This window comes from bacterium (assembly GCA_035703895.1).
GTDB lineage: Bacteria > Sysuimicrobiota > Sysuimicrobiia > Sysuimicrobiales > Segetimicrobiaceae > Segetimicrobium.
The window spans coordinates 1-17725 of the sequence record DASSXJ010000284.1; the positions used below are offsets into that span (position 1 = coordinate 1).

General features: G+C 67.2%; 15 protein-coding genes. 9 read left to right on the forward strand and 6 right to left on the reverse strand.

Annotated features, from left to right (window positions below; translation table 11 throughout):
• The coding region (locus VFP86_18760; protein ID HET9001690.1) for a hypothetical protein at positions 1-276 on the reverse strand (276 nt) is incomplete at its 3' end.
• A 125-nt stretch (positions 277-401) separates the two neighbouring features.
• On the opposite strand from VFP86_18760, the gene VFP86_18765 reads away from it, so the two are divergent.
• From VFP86_18765 to VFP86_18785, 5 genes are read left to right on the forward strand one after another with little or no spacing between them, the layout of a single operon-like run.
• Complete coding sequence (locus VFP86_18765; protein HET9001691.1) at positions 402-1607, forward strand: Xaa-Pro peptidase family protein; 1206 nt, start codon at positions 402-404, stop codon at positions 1605-1607.
• Between the two features lie 3 nt (positions 1608-1610).
• A complete protein-coding gene (locus VFP86_18770) occupies positions 1611-3128 on the forward strand; it encodes an ABC transporter substrate-binding protein (GenBank protein ID HET9001692.1) in 1518 nt (505 codons plus the stop codon).
• A gap of 13 nt (positions 3129-3141) precedes the next feature.
• Entirely contained in the window at positions 3142-4059 is a 918-nt protein-coding gene (locus tag VFP86_18775; GenBank protein ID HET9001693.1) for an ABC transporter permease, read from the forward strand.
• Positions 4052-4867, forward strand: a complete 816-nt coding sequence (locus VFP86_18780; GenBank protein HET9001694.1) for an ABC transporter permease — start codon at positions 4052-4054, stop codon at positions 4865-4867. The genes VFP86_18775 and VFP86_18780 overlap by 8 nt, the downstream gene beginning before the upstream one ends.
• Positions 4864-5523 carry an HAD hydrolase-like protein gene (locus VFP86_18785; protein ID HET9001695.1) on the forward strand — a complete coding sequence of 220 codons (660 nt, stop codon included), beginning with the start codon at positions 4864-4866 and terminating at the stop codon, positions 5521-5523. The genes VFP86_18780 and VFP86_18785 overlap by 4 nt, the downstream gene beginning before the upstream one ends.
• Here the strand turns inward: VFP86_18785 and VFP86_18790 are convergent.
• The 5 genes from VFP86_18790 to VFP86_18810 all read right to left on the reverse strand — a co-directional run bounded on the left by VFP86_18790 (position 5463) and on the right by VFP86_18810 (position 11875).
• On the reverse strand, positions 5463-6569 hold the full coding sequence (locus VFP86_18790; GenBank protein ID HET9001696.1) for an ABC transporter ATP-binding protein: 1107 nt from the start codon (positions 6567-6569) through the stop codon (positions 5463-5465). The two genes, VFP86_18785 and VFP86_18790, sit on opposite strands and share 61 nt — an antisense overlap.
• Before the next feature lie 3 nt (positions 6570-6572).
• Complete coding sequence (locus VFP86_18795) at positions 6573-8300, reverse strand: iron ABC transporter permease (protein HET9001697.1); 1728 nt, start codon at positions 8298-8300, stop codon at positions 6573-6575.
• 4 nt (positions 8301-8304) lie between these two features.
• Entirely contained in the window at positions 8305-9321 is a 1017-nt protein-coding gene (locus VFP86_18800; GenBank protein ID HET9001698.1) for an ABC transporter substrate-binding protein, read from the reverse strand.
• A 20-nt stretch (positions 9322-9341) separates the two neighbouring features.
• Entirely contained in the window at positions 9342-10124 is a 783-nt protein-coding gene (locus VFP86_18805) for a metallophosphoesterase (GenBank protein ID HET9001699.1), read from the reverse strand.
• 167 nt (positions 10125-10291) lie between these two features.
• On the reverse strand, positions 10292-11875 hold the full coding sequence (locus tag VFP86_18810; GenBank protein HET9001700.1) for a diguanylate cyclase: 1584 nt from the start codon (positions 11873-11875) through the stop codon (positions 10292-10294).
• Between the two features lie 175 nt (positions 11876-12050).
• Between VFP86_18810 and VFP86_18815 the strand changes: the two genes are divergently transcribed.
• The 4 genes from VFP86_18815 to topA all read left to right on the forward strand — a co-directional run bounded on the left by VFP86_18815 (position 12051) and on the right by topA (position 17680).
• On the forward strand, positions 12051-13604 hold the full coding sequence (locus VFP86_18815; protein HET9001701.1) for a YifB family Mg chelatase-like AAA ATPase: 1554 nt from the start codon (positions 12051-12053) through the stop codon (positions 13602-13604).
• A gap of 17 nt (positions 13605-13621) precedes the next feature.
• Entirely contained in the window at positions 13622-14383 is a 762-nt protein-coding gene (locus VFP86_18820) for a phosphoribosyltransferase family protein (protein ID HET9001702.1), read from the forward strand.
• Between the two features lie 94 nt (positions 14384-14477).
• Positions 14478-15587, forward strand: coding sequence for a DNA-processing protein DprA (dprA, locus tag VFP86_18825; protein ID HET9001703.1), 1110 nt, complete (start codon positions 14478-14480; stop codon positions 15585-15587).
• Complete coding sequence (topA, locus tag VFP86_18830; GenBank protein HET9001704.1) at positions 15563-17680, forward strand: type I DNA topoisomerase; 2118 nt, start codon at positions 15563-15565, stop codon at positions 17678-17680. The genes dprA and topA overlap by 25 nt, the downstream gene beginning before the upstream one ends.
• Positions 17681-17725 lie beyond the last annotated feature (45 nt).

Sequence of the window (17725 nt, forward strand, 5' to 3'; positions counted from 1 at the left end):
GGCCGCCCATGCCGCCGCGAACGGTTCGTACTCCGGCTGTCGCTCGACGGTGAACGGCGAGGCCCCGAGCGACACGTCGCGGCCGGCCAGCCGTTCCACGTACGCCCACTCCGCCGCCGCGGTGTGGAGCAGCGTGGCCCGGATCGATCCCAGGCCGATCGGGAATGTCCGCGTGTACACCTGGGATGGCTGGGCGCCGACCCATTCCAGCAGCCGGCCGCGCGCCCCGACAACGTAATCGAAGAAATGGGTGAAGTCCATCGGTGAAGTTGTCATGTCCGCCTTATTCCATCACGGGCTGAGCGGTCCCTGCAGTGCGCGCCTGCGCCGCGCGTGAAAGGACTTGTACTTGCGATGGCGGAACTCTAGGGGCGCCCAGTGAGGTCGAGTGGAGGTGAGCGATGGGGTATCTCAGCCGCTCGGTGTTCCAGGACCGCCTCGCGCGCATCCGGGAGGCGTGTGATGCGGCGGACCTGGCGGCGCTCGCGGTGCTGACCCCGGAGAACTTCTTGTACGTCTCCGGATACTTCCTCGACGTCCAGCCGTGGGAACGCCCAGTGGCCGCCATCGTCCCCCGTGACGGCGAGCCGTTCCTGGTCATGCACGAGCTCTCCACCAACCACGTCCGATACGCGAAAGAGCACGCGTCAATGTGGATCCCGGAGGTCCACTTCTACGCGGAACATTACCGAATGCAGCAGCGGACGTATCTGACCCCGCAGTGGCCGCAGATGGTGGCCGACCTGCTGCGGCGCAAGGGCCTGATCCGAGGGCGGGTCGGCGTCGATAGCCTCGGCGGTCCCATCATGCGGCTCCCCGATCTGCTCCCCGGGTTGCAGGTCGTCGACGCGGGCCGCATTCCCCGGGAGATGCGGATGGTCAAGTGCGAAGAAGAGCTGGCCCTCATCCGCCAAGGGGCGGAGTTGAGCGATTGGGGTCAGGCCCGCTATCGCGAGCACCTGGCGCCGGGGCGGCCGCTCGCCGAAATCGATACCCTTGTCGCCCACGAGATGGCCGCCGAAGCGATCCGAAGGTTCCCGGACTACAAGATCGAGATCCGCGTCTCGGGGCTCACCGGGCCGAACTCGGCCTGCCCCCACGGGATCAGCGGCGATTACGGCCAGGTCGTTGAACGCGGGCACGGGATCGTGAACATCGTCATCCCGCGGCTCAACGGGTACGTGTGCGAGAACGAGCGCACGTTCTTCGTCGGGACGCCGGACAGGGAGCAGGCGAACGCGTTCGAGGCGGCGGTCGAGGCGCAGGCCGCAGCTGCGGAGGCGTTTGTGGCGGGCGCGGTGGCGGCCGACGTCGATGCCGCCGCGCAGCGGGTCTTCGAGCGGCGCGGGTTCGCCGACCGGATCATCCACCGGACGGGTCACGGCATCGGGCTCGCCGGGCACGAGCACCCCGACGACATTGCGTTCAGTTACCGGCCCCTCGTGGAGAACGAGGTCTGGTCGTGCGAGCCGGGGATCTACCTCTACGGCGTGGGCGGGTTCCGGCACGACGACACCGTGATCGTCAAGAAGGGGCGGGCGGAGATCACCACCAAGTATCCTCGGGATCTGGAGTCCCAGACGGTTCCGGCCAAGGGAGGGCGGTAGCCCATGAAACGGTCGGCAGTCATCCTGCTCATGCTCGGGTTGGGGACGCTGCTCCTTCCGGCCGGGATCGTAGCTCAGACCAAATCCACCCAAGTGACAATCGGCATCGGTTCTGAGCCCCTGACGCTGATGGGTGCGACGATCGTGGACTGGACCACCAACGCCCAGCTCGAAAACGTCTACGATCTGCTGTTTACCCGAGATCCCAAGGACGAGAAGATCGTCCCCTGGCTCGCCACCGGATATAAGGTGATCGATGACAAGACCTGGGAGGTGACCCTCCGCCGTGACGTGCGCTTTCACGACAGGGAGCGGTTCGACGCGAACTCGGTGAAGTTCACCTTCGACTACCTCCTGGACCCCAAGAACAAGACCCACTACCTCCCGCGGTTCAAACGGGTCCAGAGCGTGGAGGTCGTGAACGACTCCACGGTGCGGTTCCGGACGTCGGAGCCCTACCCATCGCTGCTGAACGATATCTCGTTGCCGGGGCCGTTCATGCTCGCCCCGGTGTACGTGCAGAAGGTGGGGATCGAGTACGCTTCGTCCCACCCCATTGGCACCGGGCCGTTCAAGTTCAAAGAGTGGGTGCGCGGCGAGCGGTTGGTGCTGACCAAGAACCCCGACTATTGGGCCGGCCCCGTGAAGATCGACACGGTGGTCTTCCGGGTGATCCCCGAGTTCAGCGCTCGGCTGGCGGCGCTCCTCTCGGGGGAGATCGACGTGATGAAGGACGTCCCTCCCCAGGCCGTGGACACGGTCAACCGCAGCGGGCGGGCCACGGTGCGCTCCACCGTCAGTTCCCGGATCAACTATCTGGCGCTTGAGACGCTGCATCCCGGACCGATGCAGAATGTCAAAGTGCGCCAGGCGATCAACTACGCGGTCGACGTCGATGAATTGATCAAAACGGTGCTGGCCGGCCAGTCCACCAGGATTTGCGATTACGTGAGCCGGTTCGACCCCGCCTACACGCCGGCCGTCAAGTGCTACGGCTACAATCCCGACAAGGCGAAGCAACTGCTGGTCGAGGCCGGGTTCGATCCGAGCAAGCTCACCCTGACCCTGGACACCCCGACCGGACGGTATCCGCTCGACAAGGAGGTCTCAGAAGCGATCGCCGCGCAACTCGGCAAGATTGGGCTGACCGTTCGCGTGCAGGTCAACGAGTGGCGCAGCCACCTGGACAAGGTCATCAACCGCAAAGTCGGCGACATGTTCTTCCTCGGGTGGGGGCCCGACCTGGAGCCGACCGCCACGATCGCCCAGTTGTTCGTCGGGAGCCTGACCTACAGCAGCTTCGGCGATCCGAAGATCGAGGAGATGATCCACAAGGCCGAGCAGATCACGAACCCGCAGGCGAACGCCGCCGCGTACCAAAAAATCCAGGAGGCTCTCCAGCCGATGGCGCCCTGGGTGCCGTTGTGGCAGCAGCACGATCTCTATGGCGTGGCCAACTGGATCAAGTGGCAACCTCGGCCAGACGAGAAGGTTTGGATGTGGGAGGCGACTGCGAAGTAGACGACCTCCCCGGATGACTAGGTACCTCGTCGCCCGCGTGCTCCAGGCGGTGATCGCGGTCTTCTTCGCGCTCACCGCCGTGTTCTTTTTGGTCCGGATCACGGGCGATCCGGTGATCCTGTTCCTGCCGCTGGACGTCCAGCCCAAAGACATCTCCGAGTTCCGGCACCTGCTCGGCTTCGATCGGCCGGTGTGGGTCCAGTACGGGGCGTTTCTTGGGCGCGCGCTGCATGGAGACTTCGGCGCGTCGCTGCGCTACCGCGCGCCGGCGCTGCCGCTGGTCCTGCAGCGATTCCCCGCGACCGCCCAATTGGCCGCGGTCTCGCTCGCGCTGGTGGCAGCGGGTGCCGTGCCGATCGGTGTCGTCTCCGCCTCCCGCCGGGGCAGCATGGCGGACACGGTTGGGATCGCGGTCACGGCACTGGGTCAGGCGGTGCCGGGGTTCTGGCTCGGGCTGATGCTGATGTGGATCTTCGGCGTGTGGCTGCGGTGGTTCCCGGTGAGCGGGTACGGTAACTGGACCCATTTCGTGCTCCCGGCGTTCACGCTCGCGGCGTTCTACGCCGCGCAGATCGCGCGGGTGACCCGGTCCGCTGTGCTCGACGCGCTCGGGCAGGACTACGTCCGGACGGCCCGCGCGAAAGGCCTGAGCGAACCCAACGTCCTGGCCCGCCACGTGCTCAAGAATGCGGCGATCCCCGTGGTCACGGTGTTCGGCTTGAACGCGGGCCAGTTGCTCGGCGGCGCGGTGGTGACCGAGACGATCTTTGCCTGGCCCGGCCTCGGCGGGTACATCCTCAACGCGCTCCTCGGCCGGGACTTTCCCGTGGTGATGGTAGGGGTGCTCTTCACGTCCCTGATCTACGTCACGATGAACTTCCTGGTTGATCTCTCGTACCTCTGGCTGAACCCGCAGGTGCGATTTGGGTAGGCTCCCCCCCGGGCCCGGTCTTGCGGGGATGGCGATCGTCCTGGCGGCCCTCGGGTGTGCGTTGCTCGCGCCGTATCTAGCGCCCTACAATCCTACGGCCGCGTCGTTCGCGGCGGTGCTCCGGCCGCCGAGCCACGCGCACCCGTTTGGAACGGATCAGCTCGGACGGGACGTGCTCTCCCGGGTGATCTTCGGCGCCCGGATCGCCCTCCTCGTCGGCATCGTCACCGTCGTGGTCGCCGGGTTGGTCGGTTGCACCTTGGGGCTGGCGTCGGGCTACTTCGGCGGTTGGTGCGACGCGGCGATCATGCGCGTCGCCGACGTGCAATTGAGCTTCCCTTTCATCCTGCTTGCCCTCACGATCAACGCCATCATCGGCGCCGGACTTCGGAACATCATCGCGAGCCTCGTGATCGCCGGCTGGCCGCTCTATGTCCGGGTGGTTCGAGGCGAGGTGCTGGCGCTGCGGAACCGTGAATACGTCCACGCCGCCGTCGCGACCGGCGCGGCCGTCGGGCGCATCATTCTCCGACACGTGCTGCCCAACGTGACGACCCCGATCATCGTGATCTCAACGCTGCAGGTCTCACAGTTCATCATCGCCGAAGCGACGATCAGCTTCTTGGGGTTTGGCATTCAGCCGCCCGCCGCGGCGTGGGGGACGATGGTGGCCGACGGACGGAACTACATCTTCTTTGCGTGGTGGCTCTCGGCGTTCCCGGGCGCCGCCCTCGCGCTGACCGCGCTGGGAGTCAATCTCACGGGGGACTGGCTCAGGGATACGCTCGACCCGCGGTTGCGCACGTGACGCCGGTGGGGAGCGCCGCGGTCGTGTTCGATCTCGACGGCACGCTGATCGACTCGTTTGTGTTGATCGCGGAGTCTTATCGTCACGCGGCCCAGACGGTGCTGGGCCGCTCCCTCACCGAGGACGAGGTCGTGGCCAGGTGGGGGGAGCCGCTTCAGGTGCGTGTGGCCCACCTGGCCCCCGACCGCGGCGAAGAGTTGATCGCCGCGTACACCGCCTACTACGAAGCCCATCACGATCGGTTGTGCCGGCTGTTTCCCGGCATCCCAGAGATGCTGGCGGCGCTCGCCGCGCACGGGTGCCGGCAGGGCGTGGTCACCTCGAAGCGCCGCCGCGCGACCGCACACGCGCTCGAGCGGTTCGGATTGGGAGTGTGGATTCAGGCGGCCGTCTGCGCGGAGGACGTCCGCGTGCCAAAGCCGGCTCCCGATCCGATCCTCCAGGTCCGCACACGCCTGGACGCCGCACGGTCGGACGCGTGGATGGTCGGAGACGCGGTGTTCGATATCGAGGCGGCCCGCGGAGCCGGCGTGCGGAGCGTGGCGGCGTTGTGGGGGGCGCGCGAGCGGGAGGCCCTGCGTGCCGCTCGTCCCGACTATGTGGCCACGCGGCCGGCCGACGTGGTGTCGCTCGTCACATCCGTATCGTCGGGGTAGGCGACCGCCCGCCGCACCCGTAGGGCGACCCGTTCGCCCGCGGGGAGCGCCGGCCCGGTTCGGCTTTCCACCCGAACCGTGAGCGACCCGACCCGAATGAGGTAGTCCACGCGATTCCCGAGGTAGGTCGACCGCACAACCGCGCCGCGCAGGGATCCCGCGGGGTCGAGCTCCAGGTCCTCCGGGCGAATGCACAGCACCGCCCGTTCACCAGGGAGGCGCTCCGGGACCGAGAGGATGTGGTCGTTCGTGCCGTCGAGGAGACGGATCCGGGTGGTGGCCCCGTCCCGCCCCGCCACGACGCCCGGGAGGAAGTTAGCGGCGCCCACGAACGCGGCCACAAATGGGTCGGCGGGTCGTTCGTACAGTTCTCGGGGCGTCCCCGCCTGCGCCAGCCGGCCGGCCTGCAGCACCGCGATGCGCCCGGACAGCTCCATCGCTTCGGTCTGATCGTGCGTCACGTAGACGACCGTGATTCCGAGCCGCTCTTGCAGGTCGCGTAGCTCGGCCCGCATCTCCTCGCGCAGCTTCGCATCGAGATTGCTGAGCGGTTCATCGAGGAGCAGCACGGAAGGCTCCATCACGATCGCGCGGGCGAGCGCCACCCGCTGCTGTTGCCCTCCGGACAGTTCCTGCGGGTAGCGATCCGCGAATCGCTCCAGGTGGACGAGGTCCAACGCCCGACGGGTCCGGATGTCGACATCCGCCCGGGAGAGCCGGGCGCGTCGAAGGGGATAGGCGACGTTGCCCGCGGCGGTCATGTGCGGCCACACCGCATAGCTCTGAAAGACCATGCCCATCCCGCGCTGCTCGGGGGGCACCGCGGACGTGGTCGCCGCGGACGAGAGGACACGCCCACCGAGCACGATCTCCCCCGCGGACGGGGGAATGAACCCGGCGATCATGCGCAACGTGGTGGTCTTCCCGCACCCCGACGGTCCGAGCAAGGTGAGAAACTCCCCGTCGTGGATGGTGAGCGAGAGGCCGCGCACCGCCCAGACGTCGCCAAACGTCTTCCCCAGATCGCGGAGGACGAGTTCGGCCACGGCTCAGACTCCCGTGCCGCGGAGGGGCCCGCGCCCGGCGAGGTTGATCCCGATCAGGAGCACGGTCACCAGGAACGCCAGGGCCGCGGAGAGCGCGATCTTGCCTTCCTCGTGGAGCCCAAAGATGACCACCCCGATGGTCTCGTGGCCGACCGAGAAGAGCAGGATCGACAGCGTGAGCTCTGTCACGGCGGGAATGAACGCGAGCAGCCACCCCGAGATCAGGCTCGGGCGGAGCAGGGGGAGGACGATGTCGGCAAACGCTTCACCCCGGCTGGCCCCGCTGATGCGGGCCGCTTCCTCGAGCGAGCCGTGGAGCTGAGTCAAGCCGGCGAGCGTCGTGCGGACCCCGAAGACGAGAAACCGCGCGATGTAGGCAATGACGATGATGCCCAACGTGTCGTAGAGGCGGAGGCCGATCATCGGGATGGGGCGCAGCCACGCCAGGATCATCGCCAGGGCCACGACCGTACCGGGGACCGCGTAGGGGAGGGTGATCAGCAACTCGAGGAGGCCTGTTCCCCGGATCCGTGTCCGCTCCTTCAGGTAGGCGAACCCCGCGGCCAAGACGACGATCGCGGTGGCGGCGCCCGCGGCGAGCAGCAGGCTGTTGGTCATCGCCCGGCGGGCCTTGGGAAGGTCCATGAGCACGGTCGCGTAATGCCGCAGCGTGAGGTTTCCGGGGACCGGAGAGAGACCGTACGCGCGGACCACGGAAGTCAGCAGGATCGCTCCGAGTGGAAGAATCACGCTCACCGCAACCAGGGCGGCAAGGCCTGAGACAACGGGCCGGTGCCAGCGTCCCAGGGCGACGAGGGACGCCCCGCTCGCCTGTCCGCCGACCACGGCGAACCGGCCGCGCCGCAGCATCGTCCGCTGCATCGGAAGCAAAGCCGCGGCGATCCCCACCAACCACATCGAGAGCGCGGCCGCGGCTTGGAGGTGGCCGGGCTCGTCGAAGTTGAGGATCAGGTTGTAGATCTTGGTGGTGAGGACGACGTATCGAGCCGGAAAGCCGATGATCGCGGGGATGCCGAAGTTGCCGAGCGAGGCCATCATCACCAGGAGGGCCCCCGCCAGCACGCCTGGGAGGATGAGCGGGATGGTGATCTCCCGCAACACGCCCCACGGTCCGGCGCGGGCCATCCGTCCCGCTTCTTCGAGCGCGGGATTCATTCGCGCGAGCACACCCATGGTCGCGAGATACGCGATCGGGTACTCATAGAGGATCATCACGAACACGATCCCGGTCGGGCCGTAGATGACGTAGACCGGATTCAGAGAGCCGGTGAGCGTCATCCACGCTTGGTTCAGATAGCCGGCGGGGCTCAGCAGATACACCCAGGCGATCGCGCCGATGAACGGGGGAATCATGTATGGGACGAGGAGTGCCGTGTGCCAGCGCGCTCGCCCCGGGAGGTCGGTGCGGGCGATGAGCCACGCCAGGGTGACTCCGAGCGCGGTCGCGCCTCCCGTGGCCCACAGGGAGACCACGAGGCTGTGCACGAGGGCGCCGTAGCTCCCCGGATCGGCCGCGATGCGGGCGTAGTGGACGAGGGTGAGGTGGCCTTCTTGGGTGAACGACTGCGCGACGAGCATCGCCGACGGGTAAACGACCAGGATCGCTAGGACGGCGATCGCCGCTGCCCCCGCGACGAGGAGGCTCCGGCGAAGCGCATTGGGGCCCCGTGCCTCCGCCGTCCGACCCCCAGGGGCGGTGGCCGTCGCCACCAGGTTACTGGGCGCCGAACAACGTCGTGAACCGCTGCTTGATCTCTTCGCGGTGTCCGTCGATGTATACGAGGTTCGGCTGAATGATCTTGATCTGTGATGCATCGGGGGTGTCGGGGGGCAGCGGGATCCCCGGCACGACCGGGATGTACGACCGCGACACGAACAACCGTTGCGCGTCGGACGTGTACAAATAATTCACGAAGGCTTCCGCGGCCGCGCGGGAGCTGGCGGTTTTGATGATCCCGATCGGGGTCGGAACGAGCACGGCGCCTTCCTTCGGGACGATGTAATCGACCGGTGAGCCCTGCGCCTTGAGCGCCCGGACGAAGAAGTCAACGACCTGCGCAACGCTGACCTCCCCGGAGGCGAGCTTCTGGATCACATCACCGTTGCTCCGAAAGACGATCGCTTTGTTTTCTTGGAGCTTCTGGTAAAAGCTCCACCCGAACTCTGGTAGGGCGGCGAACGTGCCGACATGCGCGAACGCGGCCCCGGAGACGAAGGGGCTCGGCATCCCCACGCGGCCCCGGTATCGGGGGAGGGCCAGGTCCCACCAGCTCGTCGGACGGAACTTGACCTGGCGGGTGTTGAACGCGACCACGTTAAAAATCAAGCGTACCTCGTGGAACTGGTTGCCCTGATAATGCAGGATTCGCGGCGCGCGGCCTCCCGCGGGCGGATTATACGGGAGCATGATGCCCTTCTGGGCCAGGTTCTGGAAGAACCCGATGTCCGCAAACCAGATCGCGTCCGCCTGGATCCGGCCGGCCTGCATCTCGGCCTCGATCTTTGCTTCTACCGGTCCGGTCCCGGCCCGGAAGATCTTGACGGTGACCCCCGGCGTTCGGCGCATGAAGTCGTCGGCAAGGAGGTTGACGTCGTCATCGGATTCGGAGGTGTAGAGCGTCATTGTCCCGCTCGGCGGAGCGGTGGCCCCGGAGGCCCGGAGCATCGTGGAGAGACTCGGAGCCGCGCCCACCAGGAGCAATGCGAGGACGCAGAGCAGGACGCGTGTCATTGACGACCCCTTCCTCGGATCTAACGGATGAGGCGGAATTGGTCAGGCAGGAGGCCGGCGACCCGGACCTCGATCGCATTCCCCTGGACCGTGACCGTGGCGAACGCCCCGCACGGCTGGCCGTTGGTGAACCCGCCGTCGACGAGGGAGCCAAGCGTGACATAGGGGATCCCATTCAGGGCGGTGGCACGCGTCCAGTGGAGGTGGCCCGAGAACACGGCAGACACGTTCCCGGAACGCTCCAGGAGCGTCCGGACCGGCCCGCGGTCTTGCACGAAGGCATGCGCCGGGTGGTCCGCAAAGTACCAGTGCCCATCCAGGCTCTGCTCGTCGAGCGGATGATGGCAGAAGACCAGCGCGGGATGCGGCGTCTCCCCGAGCGTCTTCTCCAGCCACCGACGCTGGTCCGGCCCGATGCCTCCGCCGGTCCGGTCGAATGTAGGGTCCTGGCTGTCGAGCACGATGACACGGGCCCCGTCGATGTCCAGCGACTCGTACGGTCCTCTCTTGCCCAGGACGCTCCCGAGTTCGTCTTTGGTGAGGTTGACCACGTCGTGGTTCCCCAAGACGTGGAATACCGGGACGCCGGTCGCAAGGAGCTGCTGGCGCACCCACGTCGACCGCTGACGATCCTGGCCGGGCGCCACGTCGTTGATGCGATCACCGAGATCGACGATGCAGTCGGGCCGAAACTCCCGCATCGCTGTGAGGAACGTCTCGAGCAGAACCGGCGCACGGCTCCCGAGCATGGACGTCGTATCGGGTCCGCAGTGGATGTCTCCGACGATCCCGAGTTTGATCATCGCCGCTCCTTTGGCCGCACGCTGGGCCGGCCGGTAGGGTCGGTTCAGCGATTTGTCACCCGCGCCGAGCCTTCCTCCCAATGCCGTCACAACGACGTGAAGACTGGGTGAAACTCTGTTCAGCGCGGGCTCGGGACTTCCTCTCAAACGGCAGCGAGCGGCGCCGCCTAGGTTGGCCGGCTCAGTTCCTGATGATACAGTCGTTGCTTCATCGCGTAGAGGCGATGGTCGGCCACCTGGAGCAACTGCTCCGATTCTGCGCCATCCTCCGGCCAGGTGGCGATTCCCCAGGAAAAACTGAGGCCGAAGTCATCCGGTCGACCATCGGGTGCGGGCGCCTCCATCGTTCGCAATCGGCCGACGATCTCCTCGGCTTCCCCCTTCGTGGTCTCAGGCAACAGAAGCGTGAACTCGTCGCCCCCGAACCGGGCCACGAGGTCATACGTTCTCGTGTTTCGTGTGAGCATCCCCGCCACCCGAATGAGCGCGTCATCGCCGATGCGATGGCCGCGGGTGTCGTTGACGGTTTTGAACCCGTTGAGATCGAGGAGGGCGACGCTCAGGGCCGCTCCCGTGCGCCGGCTCCGCGCCAGCTCGTTTCCGAGACGCTCAAAAAAGCTGCGCCTGTTGGCGAGGCCGGTCAGCGAATCGGTCGCCGCGAGGTGCCTGACTCGCTCATGCAGGAGGGCGGCCTCTAATGCAGAGACGCCCTGCGCGGCCATCCCCTGGAGACGGCGGCGGATGGAGTCCGTGATCGAATGAGGCGCCTCGCCGACCCCGCACAACCAGGCGCGGAGGTGGCCGGTACGAATCAGGGGGATGCACGCCATGGGGCCTTCCGGCTCGCCGCGCTGCGTCGGTCCGGGGAGGACGACGACGTCGCCGTCCGCCGTCTTGTCGGGGAACGCCGGGAGCGGGAGATACCGCAGGCTGTGGTCTGCCTCCCCTGAGGCATACCCGTGGGTCGCGGCGACATGCCGGTCGCCGTTCTCGTCGTAGACATACGCCACGCCCGCGGGCAGTTCGGTCGTCTCCAGAAATACGTGGAGGAGGATCGTGAGGACCTCGTCGACTCGCAGCTCACCGGCGAGCCGAGAGGCGAGATCGTTGTAAAATTGCAATTCCCTCAGCTGCTCCTGCAACTGCGCCGTGGCATCTCGCAACCGCTGATCCAACAACTGGGCCCACTGCATCCGCTCGCGGACGGCGCGGAATTCTTGCACGAGGATGCCAAACAGGAGGGCCACGAAGAACCCGCCGGCGATAAACGCGCCGAGGCGGAACTCCGGTGTTTCGAACGTCTCGGCGTGCCCCACCCGCACCCATAAGAACACGATCGTCCCCGTCGTGGCCAGGGACGCCGCGAGCGCCTGCCGGACGTTGAGCCGGGCGGCCGCCTCGAGAATTGTCAGGTAGTACACGTAGAGGAACGGACTGCTCAAGTTGCCGGAGATGATCACGATGAGGGTGGTGATGAACAGGTCGATCACCACGATCAGGTCGGCCCTGCGCAGCACCGGAAAATGGCGAGGTCCGAGGGCCAGCACGATGATGTATCCGCCGACGAGGACGATGACTCCGTTGAGAGCCGGGTGGGCGATCGGGATGGTGCCGAACCACACCGCAGGGACGAGCGACAGTAACAGCAGGACCCGGATCAGGCCGATCCAGGCCTCACTGGCGTGCGTTCCGACGGCGGCCGCGGGCGGGGACCCTAGAGCCGGTGCAGCAGCATCACTCTGAGAAGACACGCCGGCGCTTCCTCTCAAGATAGGGATGGTGTACGACACAGCATAAGGTACCCTCTTCTCGGAGAATTGAGACGGTGGGGCCCTCGGGACCCGTCGAGATCGCCGCCGCAGGCCCGCTCGATGATGTCTAGACATCTGAATATCTCAACATCTATAATGAAGCGGGAGAGCGAACGTGCTGGCGCGGGTGCGGAGTGCCGCGGTGATCGGGCTGGAGGCCTCGATGGTGGAAGTCGAGGTCGACGTCAGCCCTGGCATTCCAACCTTTGCGGTCGTCGGGCTTCCGGACGCGGGCGTCCGGGAGGCCCGCGAGCGCGTGCGGGCGGCCGTGCGGAATTCGGGGTACGAGATGCCGGTTCGGCGGATCACCGTCAACCTGGCCCCGGCCGACACTCGCAAGGAGGGATCGGTGTTCGATCTGCCGATCGCGCTGGGGATCCTGATGGCGACGCAACAGGTTCCACACGGCCCGGTGGAAGGGCTCGTGGCCATCGGCGAGTTGTCGCTCGATGGGACGGTGCGTCCTGTACCGGGTGTGCTCAGCATCGCGCTGGCCGTTCGCCAGCAGGGCGGGCGCGGACTGCTGGTCCCCGAGGCGAACGCGGGTGAAGCCGGGATCGTCTCGCGTGTTCCCGTGTGCCCCGTGGGATCCCTGGCCGAGATCGCCCGCGCGCTTCGTGGGTTGACGCCGATGCGCCGGCCGTCTGACACGGGGGCGCGCGCGGCGGACGCCGCGCCCAGCCTCGTAGACCTTGCCGACGTACGGGGGCAGGCGCATGTCCGCCGCGCGCTCGAGATCGCTGCCGCGGGCGCTCACAACGTCTTGATGATTGGCCCGCCGGGCGCGGGGAAGACGATGCTGGCGCGACGGCTCCCCACGATTCTTCCTCCGCTCACGAACGACGAGTCGATCGAGGTGACGCGGATCTACAGCGTCTGTGGAGGCCTGCCCGCGGGGAATCCCCTGATCACGGTGCGCCCCTTTCGGGCGCCGCACCACGCGGTGAGCCTGCAGGCGCTTGTCGGCGGCGGCGCGGTCCCTCGGCCCGGAGAGGTGAGCCTCGCGCACCTGGGCGTGCTGTTCCTGGATGAACTGCCGGAGTTTCGGCGCGACGTGCTGGAGGCGCTGCGCCAACCGATCGAGGAAGGATGGGTCACCGTCGCGCGCGTCCACGGATCGGTCGCGTTTCCCGCCCGGTGCATGGTGGTGGCCGCGATGAATCCCTGTCCGTGCGGTCGGCGCGGGGACGGAGATCGTGCGTGCGTTTGCTCTCCGGCTCAGCAGCTGCGCTATCTGAGGCGGCTCTCCGGGCCGCTCCTCGATCGGATGGATCTGCACGTCGACGTCCCCCGGGTGAGCGGCGCTGAACTCACGACCCTCGCGCCCGGGGAAGCCTCGCGTGAGGTCCGGACCCGAGTCGAGCGGGCCCGCGCGATCCAAGCCGGCCGCGGAACCGGTCTCGGGATCGCCGGTCTGACCAACGGTACGATGCCGCTCGGCCAGATGCGGACCCGCTGGCGGCTCTGCGATGAGGTTCGACGGTTTCTTCGTCGGGCGATCGACCGGCTGTCATTGAGCCCGCGCGCCTACGAGCGGGTGGTCAGGGTGGCGCGCACGATCGCGGATCTCGACGCGGCACCCGAGATCCTCCTCCCGCATGCGGCGGAGGCGCTCGAGTACCGGACGCTCGACCGGCCCGTGGGTCCGGTCGGGGTCGAAGCGGGATGATCCAGAGGTCCGCATCGTTGTGGGAGACCCTCCGAGCGCACAACGGGTGTCCTCGGTGCGGCCGCGGATATCCGATCACCCCGGCGTGCCTCGCCCGGCATCTCGAGCCGGTGCCGGCGGACGCCTGCCCGCGGTGCGCTCAGCGCCGCCGCGGCGGCCGGTGTCTCAGCCTCGGCTGCCGGCGTGGATGGCTGTGTGTCGGGACGACCCACGCGGTGCTGGGGTACAAGCAGGGGGACATCCAGCGCCTGCTCCTCGCGGCCAAGGACGCGGCCGACCTGGGGGCGGTGACGCTGTTGGGCCGCCTGCTCGCCGGGTTCATGATCCAGCATCCAGCCATCTCTGCGTACGATCTCATCCTCCCCGTGCCTTTTCATCCGTCGGGGTTGCGCGGCCGTCCCGTCCATCCGCTCACCGCGATCTACCTGGACGCCGTGACCACCATGCGGCCGCGCGTCCCGGTGGACGATCTGACTCCGCCGTTCCTGGTGCAGGTCCGAGCCGTGCCGTCGGTGCGGCGCCGAACTGAACGGGATCGCTGGCGCGCGGTGAAAGGGGCGTTTGCGTTGGGGTTCCGGACGCGGATGCTTCGGGGAGCGCGCGTCGCGGTGATCGATGACGTGATGACGACAGGCGCGACCCTGAGCGAATGTGCGAGAGTGTTGCTCGAGGAAGGGGGAGCCGCGCGCGTCGACGCCATCGTGCTCGTGCGTCAGCCGTGGGCGCGGGCATGCGGTCGCGGGGCGGCACCGCCTGGCGCCGTGACGTCCCTTATTTGACAATCGTTGGAGGCCAGGTATAAAATCGCCGGGATACGGGTATAGAGGAAGTGTCGATCCAGACGAACGTCGATGTCTGATCGCGCTTCACCTCGTGCCGGCGCTCGGTCCCGTGCGCATCGCCCGTCTCGTGCAGATGATGGGCTCGGCGCGGGACGCGGCGCACGCCGCTGAAAGGGATCTGGCTGGGGTTCCTGGGATCGGCCCCCGGCTCGCGGCGAGGATCGTTCGAGAGAGAGCGTCGTCCGATGCTGCTCTGGAATTGCGGCGGGCGGACGCGGTCGGTGCGCGGATCCTGACGTGGCTCGATGACGGGTACCCGGCGCGGCTCCGGGATCTGCGGGACGCGCCGCCTGTCCTGTATCTGCGGGGCGCATGGGACGGTTCCCCGGGGCCCGCAGTCGCGATCGTGGGGACTCGCCGCCCGTCCACATATGGGCTCGATGTAGCTGGGGGGTTGGCGGAGGTGCTCGGTGGGGCTGGCGTGGTCGTGATCAGCGGTCTGGCCCGGGGCATTGATCGGGCGGCGCACGCGGGGGTACTGCGGCGGGACGGGCGGACCGTCGCGGTGCTGGGATGCGGCGTGGACGTCGTGTACCCACGCGAGCACCGTACTTTAATGGAAGCGATGTTCACGCGCGGGGGCGTGGTCTCCGAGGTACCGCTGGGAGCCCCGCCCGAGCCGCGGCGGTTCCCCCTGCGAAACCGCCTGATCAGTGGAATGGCGCAGGCGGTCGTGGTCGTTGAAGGGGGAGTGGACAGCGGTTCGTTGATCACGGCCCGCCACGCTGCGGACCAGCAGCGGGCGGTGTACGCCGTGCCGGGGAGTGTGTTCGCCCCAGGAAGCCGAGGTCCGCATCATTTGCTGGCCGGAGGCGCCAGGGTGTTGCGGCACCCCGGTGAGCTGCTGGAGAGATTAGGGATCTCGCATCCATCCGCGCCATCCGAGACGTTGGAGGAACGCGTAAGCGAGGACGAGACGCGGGTGCTCCAGGCCCTGGGCGAGACCGCCGTGCATATCGATGGCATCATCGAGCGCGCGGGGATCGGCGCCGGACGGGTGGCCGGGGCGCTCGCGGCGCTCGAGGTGCGCGGGCTCATCCGGCAGTGCCCGGGCAAACGCTTTGCCAAGCGGTCCGGGTTCAGCGAGCCCGCGCAGCAGCCCGCAGGAGGCGATACGTGGCCAAATCACTCGTTGTTGTAGAGTCCCCCACCAAGGCGAGGACGGTCAAGAAGCTCCTCGATCGGAAGTTCGAAGTCATCGCGTCGATGGGGCATGTGAAGGACCTTCCGCGAAGCCAACTGGGGGTCGACGTGGAGCACGAGTTCACGCCGAAGTACGTCGTCCCGAAGGGGAAGGGGCCGGTCATCAAAGAGCTGAAAGCGGCGGCCAAGAAGGCGTCGGCGGTCTATCTCGCCACCGACCCAGACCGTGAGGGCGAAGCGATCTCCTGGCACCTGGCGACGATCCTCAACCCGCTGAACCCGAAGATCAAACGCATCGAGTTTCACGAGGTCACCCGCGATGCGATCCGGCGCGCATTGCAGGCGCCTCGAGACATCGACACGAGCCTGGTGAACGCGCAGCAGGCGCGGCGGATCCTCGACCGGCTCGTCGGCTACAAGCTGAGCCCGCTGTTGTGGCGCAAAGTCCGCGGAGGCCTGAGCGCGGGGCGGGTGCAATCGGTGGCGGTCCGCCTGATTTGCGAGCGCGAAGCGGAGATCGAGGCGTTCGTCCCGCAGGAGTACTGGTCGATCGCGGCGCGCCTGGCCCGCGACACCGAACCGGCTCCCTTCCTCGCCCGGCTCGTCAGCAAGAACGGAGAGAAGATCGACATTCCCAACGAAGCCACGGCCCGCGCGATCGTTCAGGAGCTGGAGCCGCTCCCGTTCACGGTCTCGGAGATCCGGCGCAGGGATCAGCAGCGGCATCCCGCGGCGCCGTTTACCACCAGCACGCTCCAACAGGAAGCGAACCGCAAGCTGGGATACTCGGCGGCCCGGACGATGGTCGTCGCGCAACAACTCTACGAAGGCCTCGACGTGGGAGACGAGGGGACGGTCGGCCTGATTACCTACATGCGCACAGACGCCGTGCGCGTGGCGGATGAGGCTCAGCATCAGGCCCGTGAGTACGTCACCCAGGCGTTCGGGGCCTCGTATGTCCCTCCCCAGCCACGCCAGTACACGTCGCGGCGGACCGCGCAGGGGGCACACGAGGCGATCCGACCGACATCGGTGCTCCGCACCCCCGAGGTCGTCAAGCCGTTCCTCAAGGCGGACCAGTACAAAGTCTACCGATTGGTGTGGGAGCGATTCGTCGCAAGCCAAATGGCCTCCGCGGTGCTCGACACCCTCGCGGTGGACATCTCGGCCGGAGCCTACCTATTCCGCGCCACCGGATCGCGCATCAAGTTCCCGGGGTTCCTCCGTGTGTACCTCGAAGGACGCGACAACGGGGAGGAAGAGACCCCCGAGGGGTGGTTGCCCGACGTCCAGCAAGGTGAGCTCGTCCGCCTGCTGGGTCTCGATCCGGCCCAACACTTCACGCAGCCGCCGCCCCGGTACACCGAGGCGACGCTGGTGCGCGCGCTCGAAGAACGGGGGATCGGTCGCCCGAGCACATACGCCCCGATCATCGAGACGATCAAGCAGCGGGGGTATGTTGAGGTCGAGGATCGTCGGATGTACCCGACGGAGTTGGGCGTGCTCGTGAACTCGATCCTGGTCGAGCATTTCCCGACCGTGGTGGACGCCGACTTCACCGCCCACCTTGAAGAAGATCTGGACAAAGTGGAGGAGGGCCAGGAAGACTGGGTGCGGCTGCTCAAAGAATTTTATGGTCCCTTTGCCGAGGTCCTGCGCAAGGCCGAGGAAAACATCGAAGAGGTGGAGATCTCGCCCGAGGAGATCGGGGAACCGTGCCCGAGATGCGGGAAGCCGCTCGTGAAGCGGCGCGGCCGGTTCGGAGAGTTCATCGCGTGTTCGGGGTACCCGGCATGTTCATACACGCGGCCGGTCGGCATCGGCGTACGCTGCCCTCTTGACAATGGGGAGGTCGTTGAGCGCCGAACCAGGAAAGGGCGGATGTTCTACGGGTGCGCCAATTACCCGGCGTGCACATTCACGTCCTGGGACCGACCGACAGGGCGGATGTGCCCCCAGTGTGGACAGATGCTGGTGGCCAAACGAGCGAAGCGCGGCGCGACCCCCGCGGTCGTGTGCAGCAACAAGGAGTGCGACTACAAGGAGGCCCCGAAGCCCCGGGAAGTCGAGCAGGTGGGGGCCCCATCCTGACGAGGACGCCGCACGGGAGCGCTCCCCGGTTCCGATCACGCGTCG

Bases quoted from the DNA above. Each gene is read 5' to 3' on its own strand.
- VFP86_18770 (HET9001692.1), top strand. From the start codon at position 1,611: ATGAAACGGTCGGCAGTCATCCTGCTCATGCTCGGGTTGGGGACGCTG.
- VFP86_18775 (HET9001693.1), top strand. From the start codon at position 3,142: ATGACTAGGTACCTCGTCGCCCGCGTGCTCCAGGCGGTGATCGCGGTC.
- VFP86_18805 (HET9001699.1), bottom strand. From the start codon at position 10,124: ATGATCAAACTCGGGATCGTCGGAGACATCCACTGCGGACCCGATACG.
- VFP86_18765 (HET9001691.1), top strand. From the start codon at position 402: ATGGGGTATCTCAGCCGCTCGGTGTTCCAGGACCGCCTCGCGCGCATC.
- VFP86_18800 (HET9001698.1), bottom strand. From the start codon at position 9,321: ATGACACGCGTCCTGCTCTGCGTCCTCGCATTGCTCCTGGTGGGCGCG.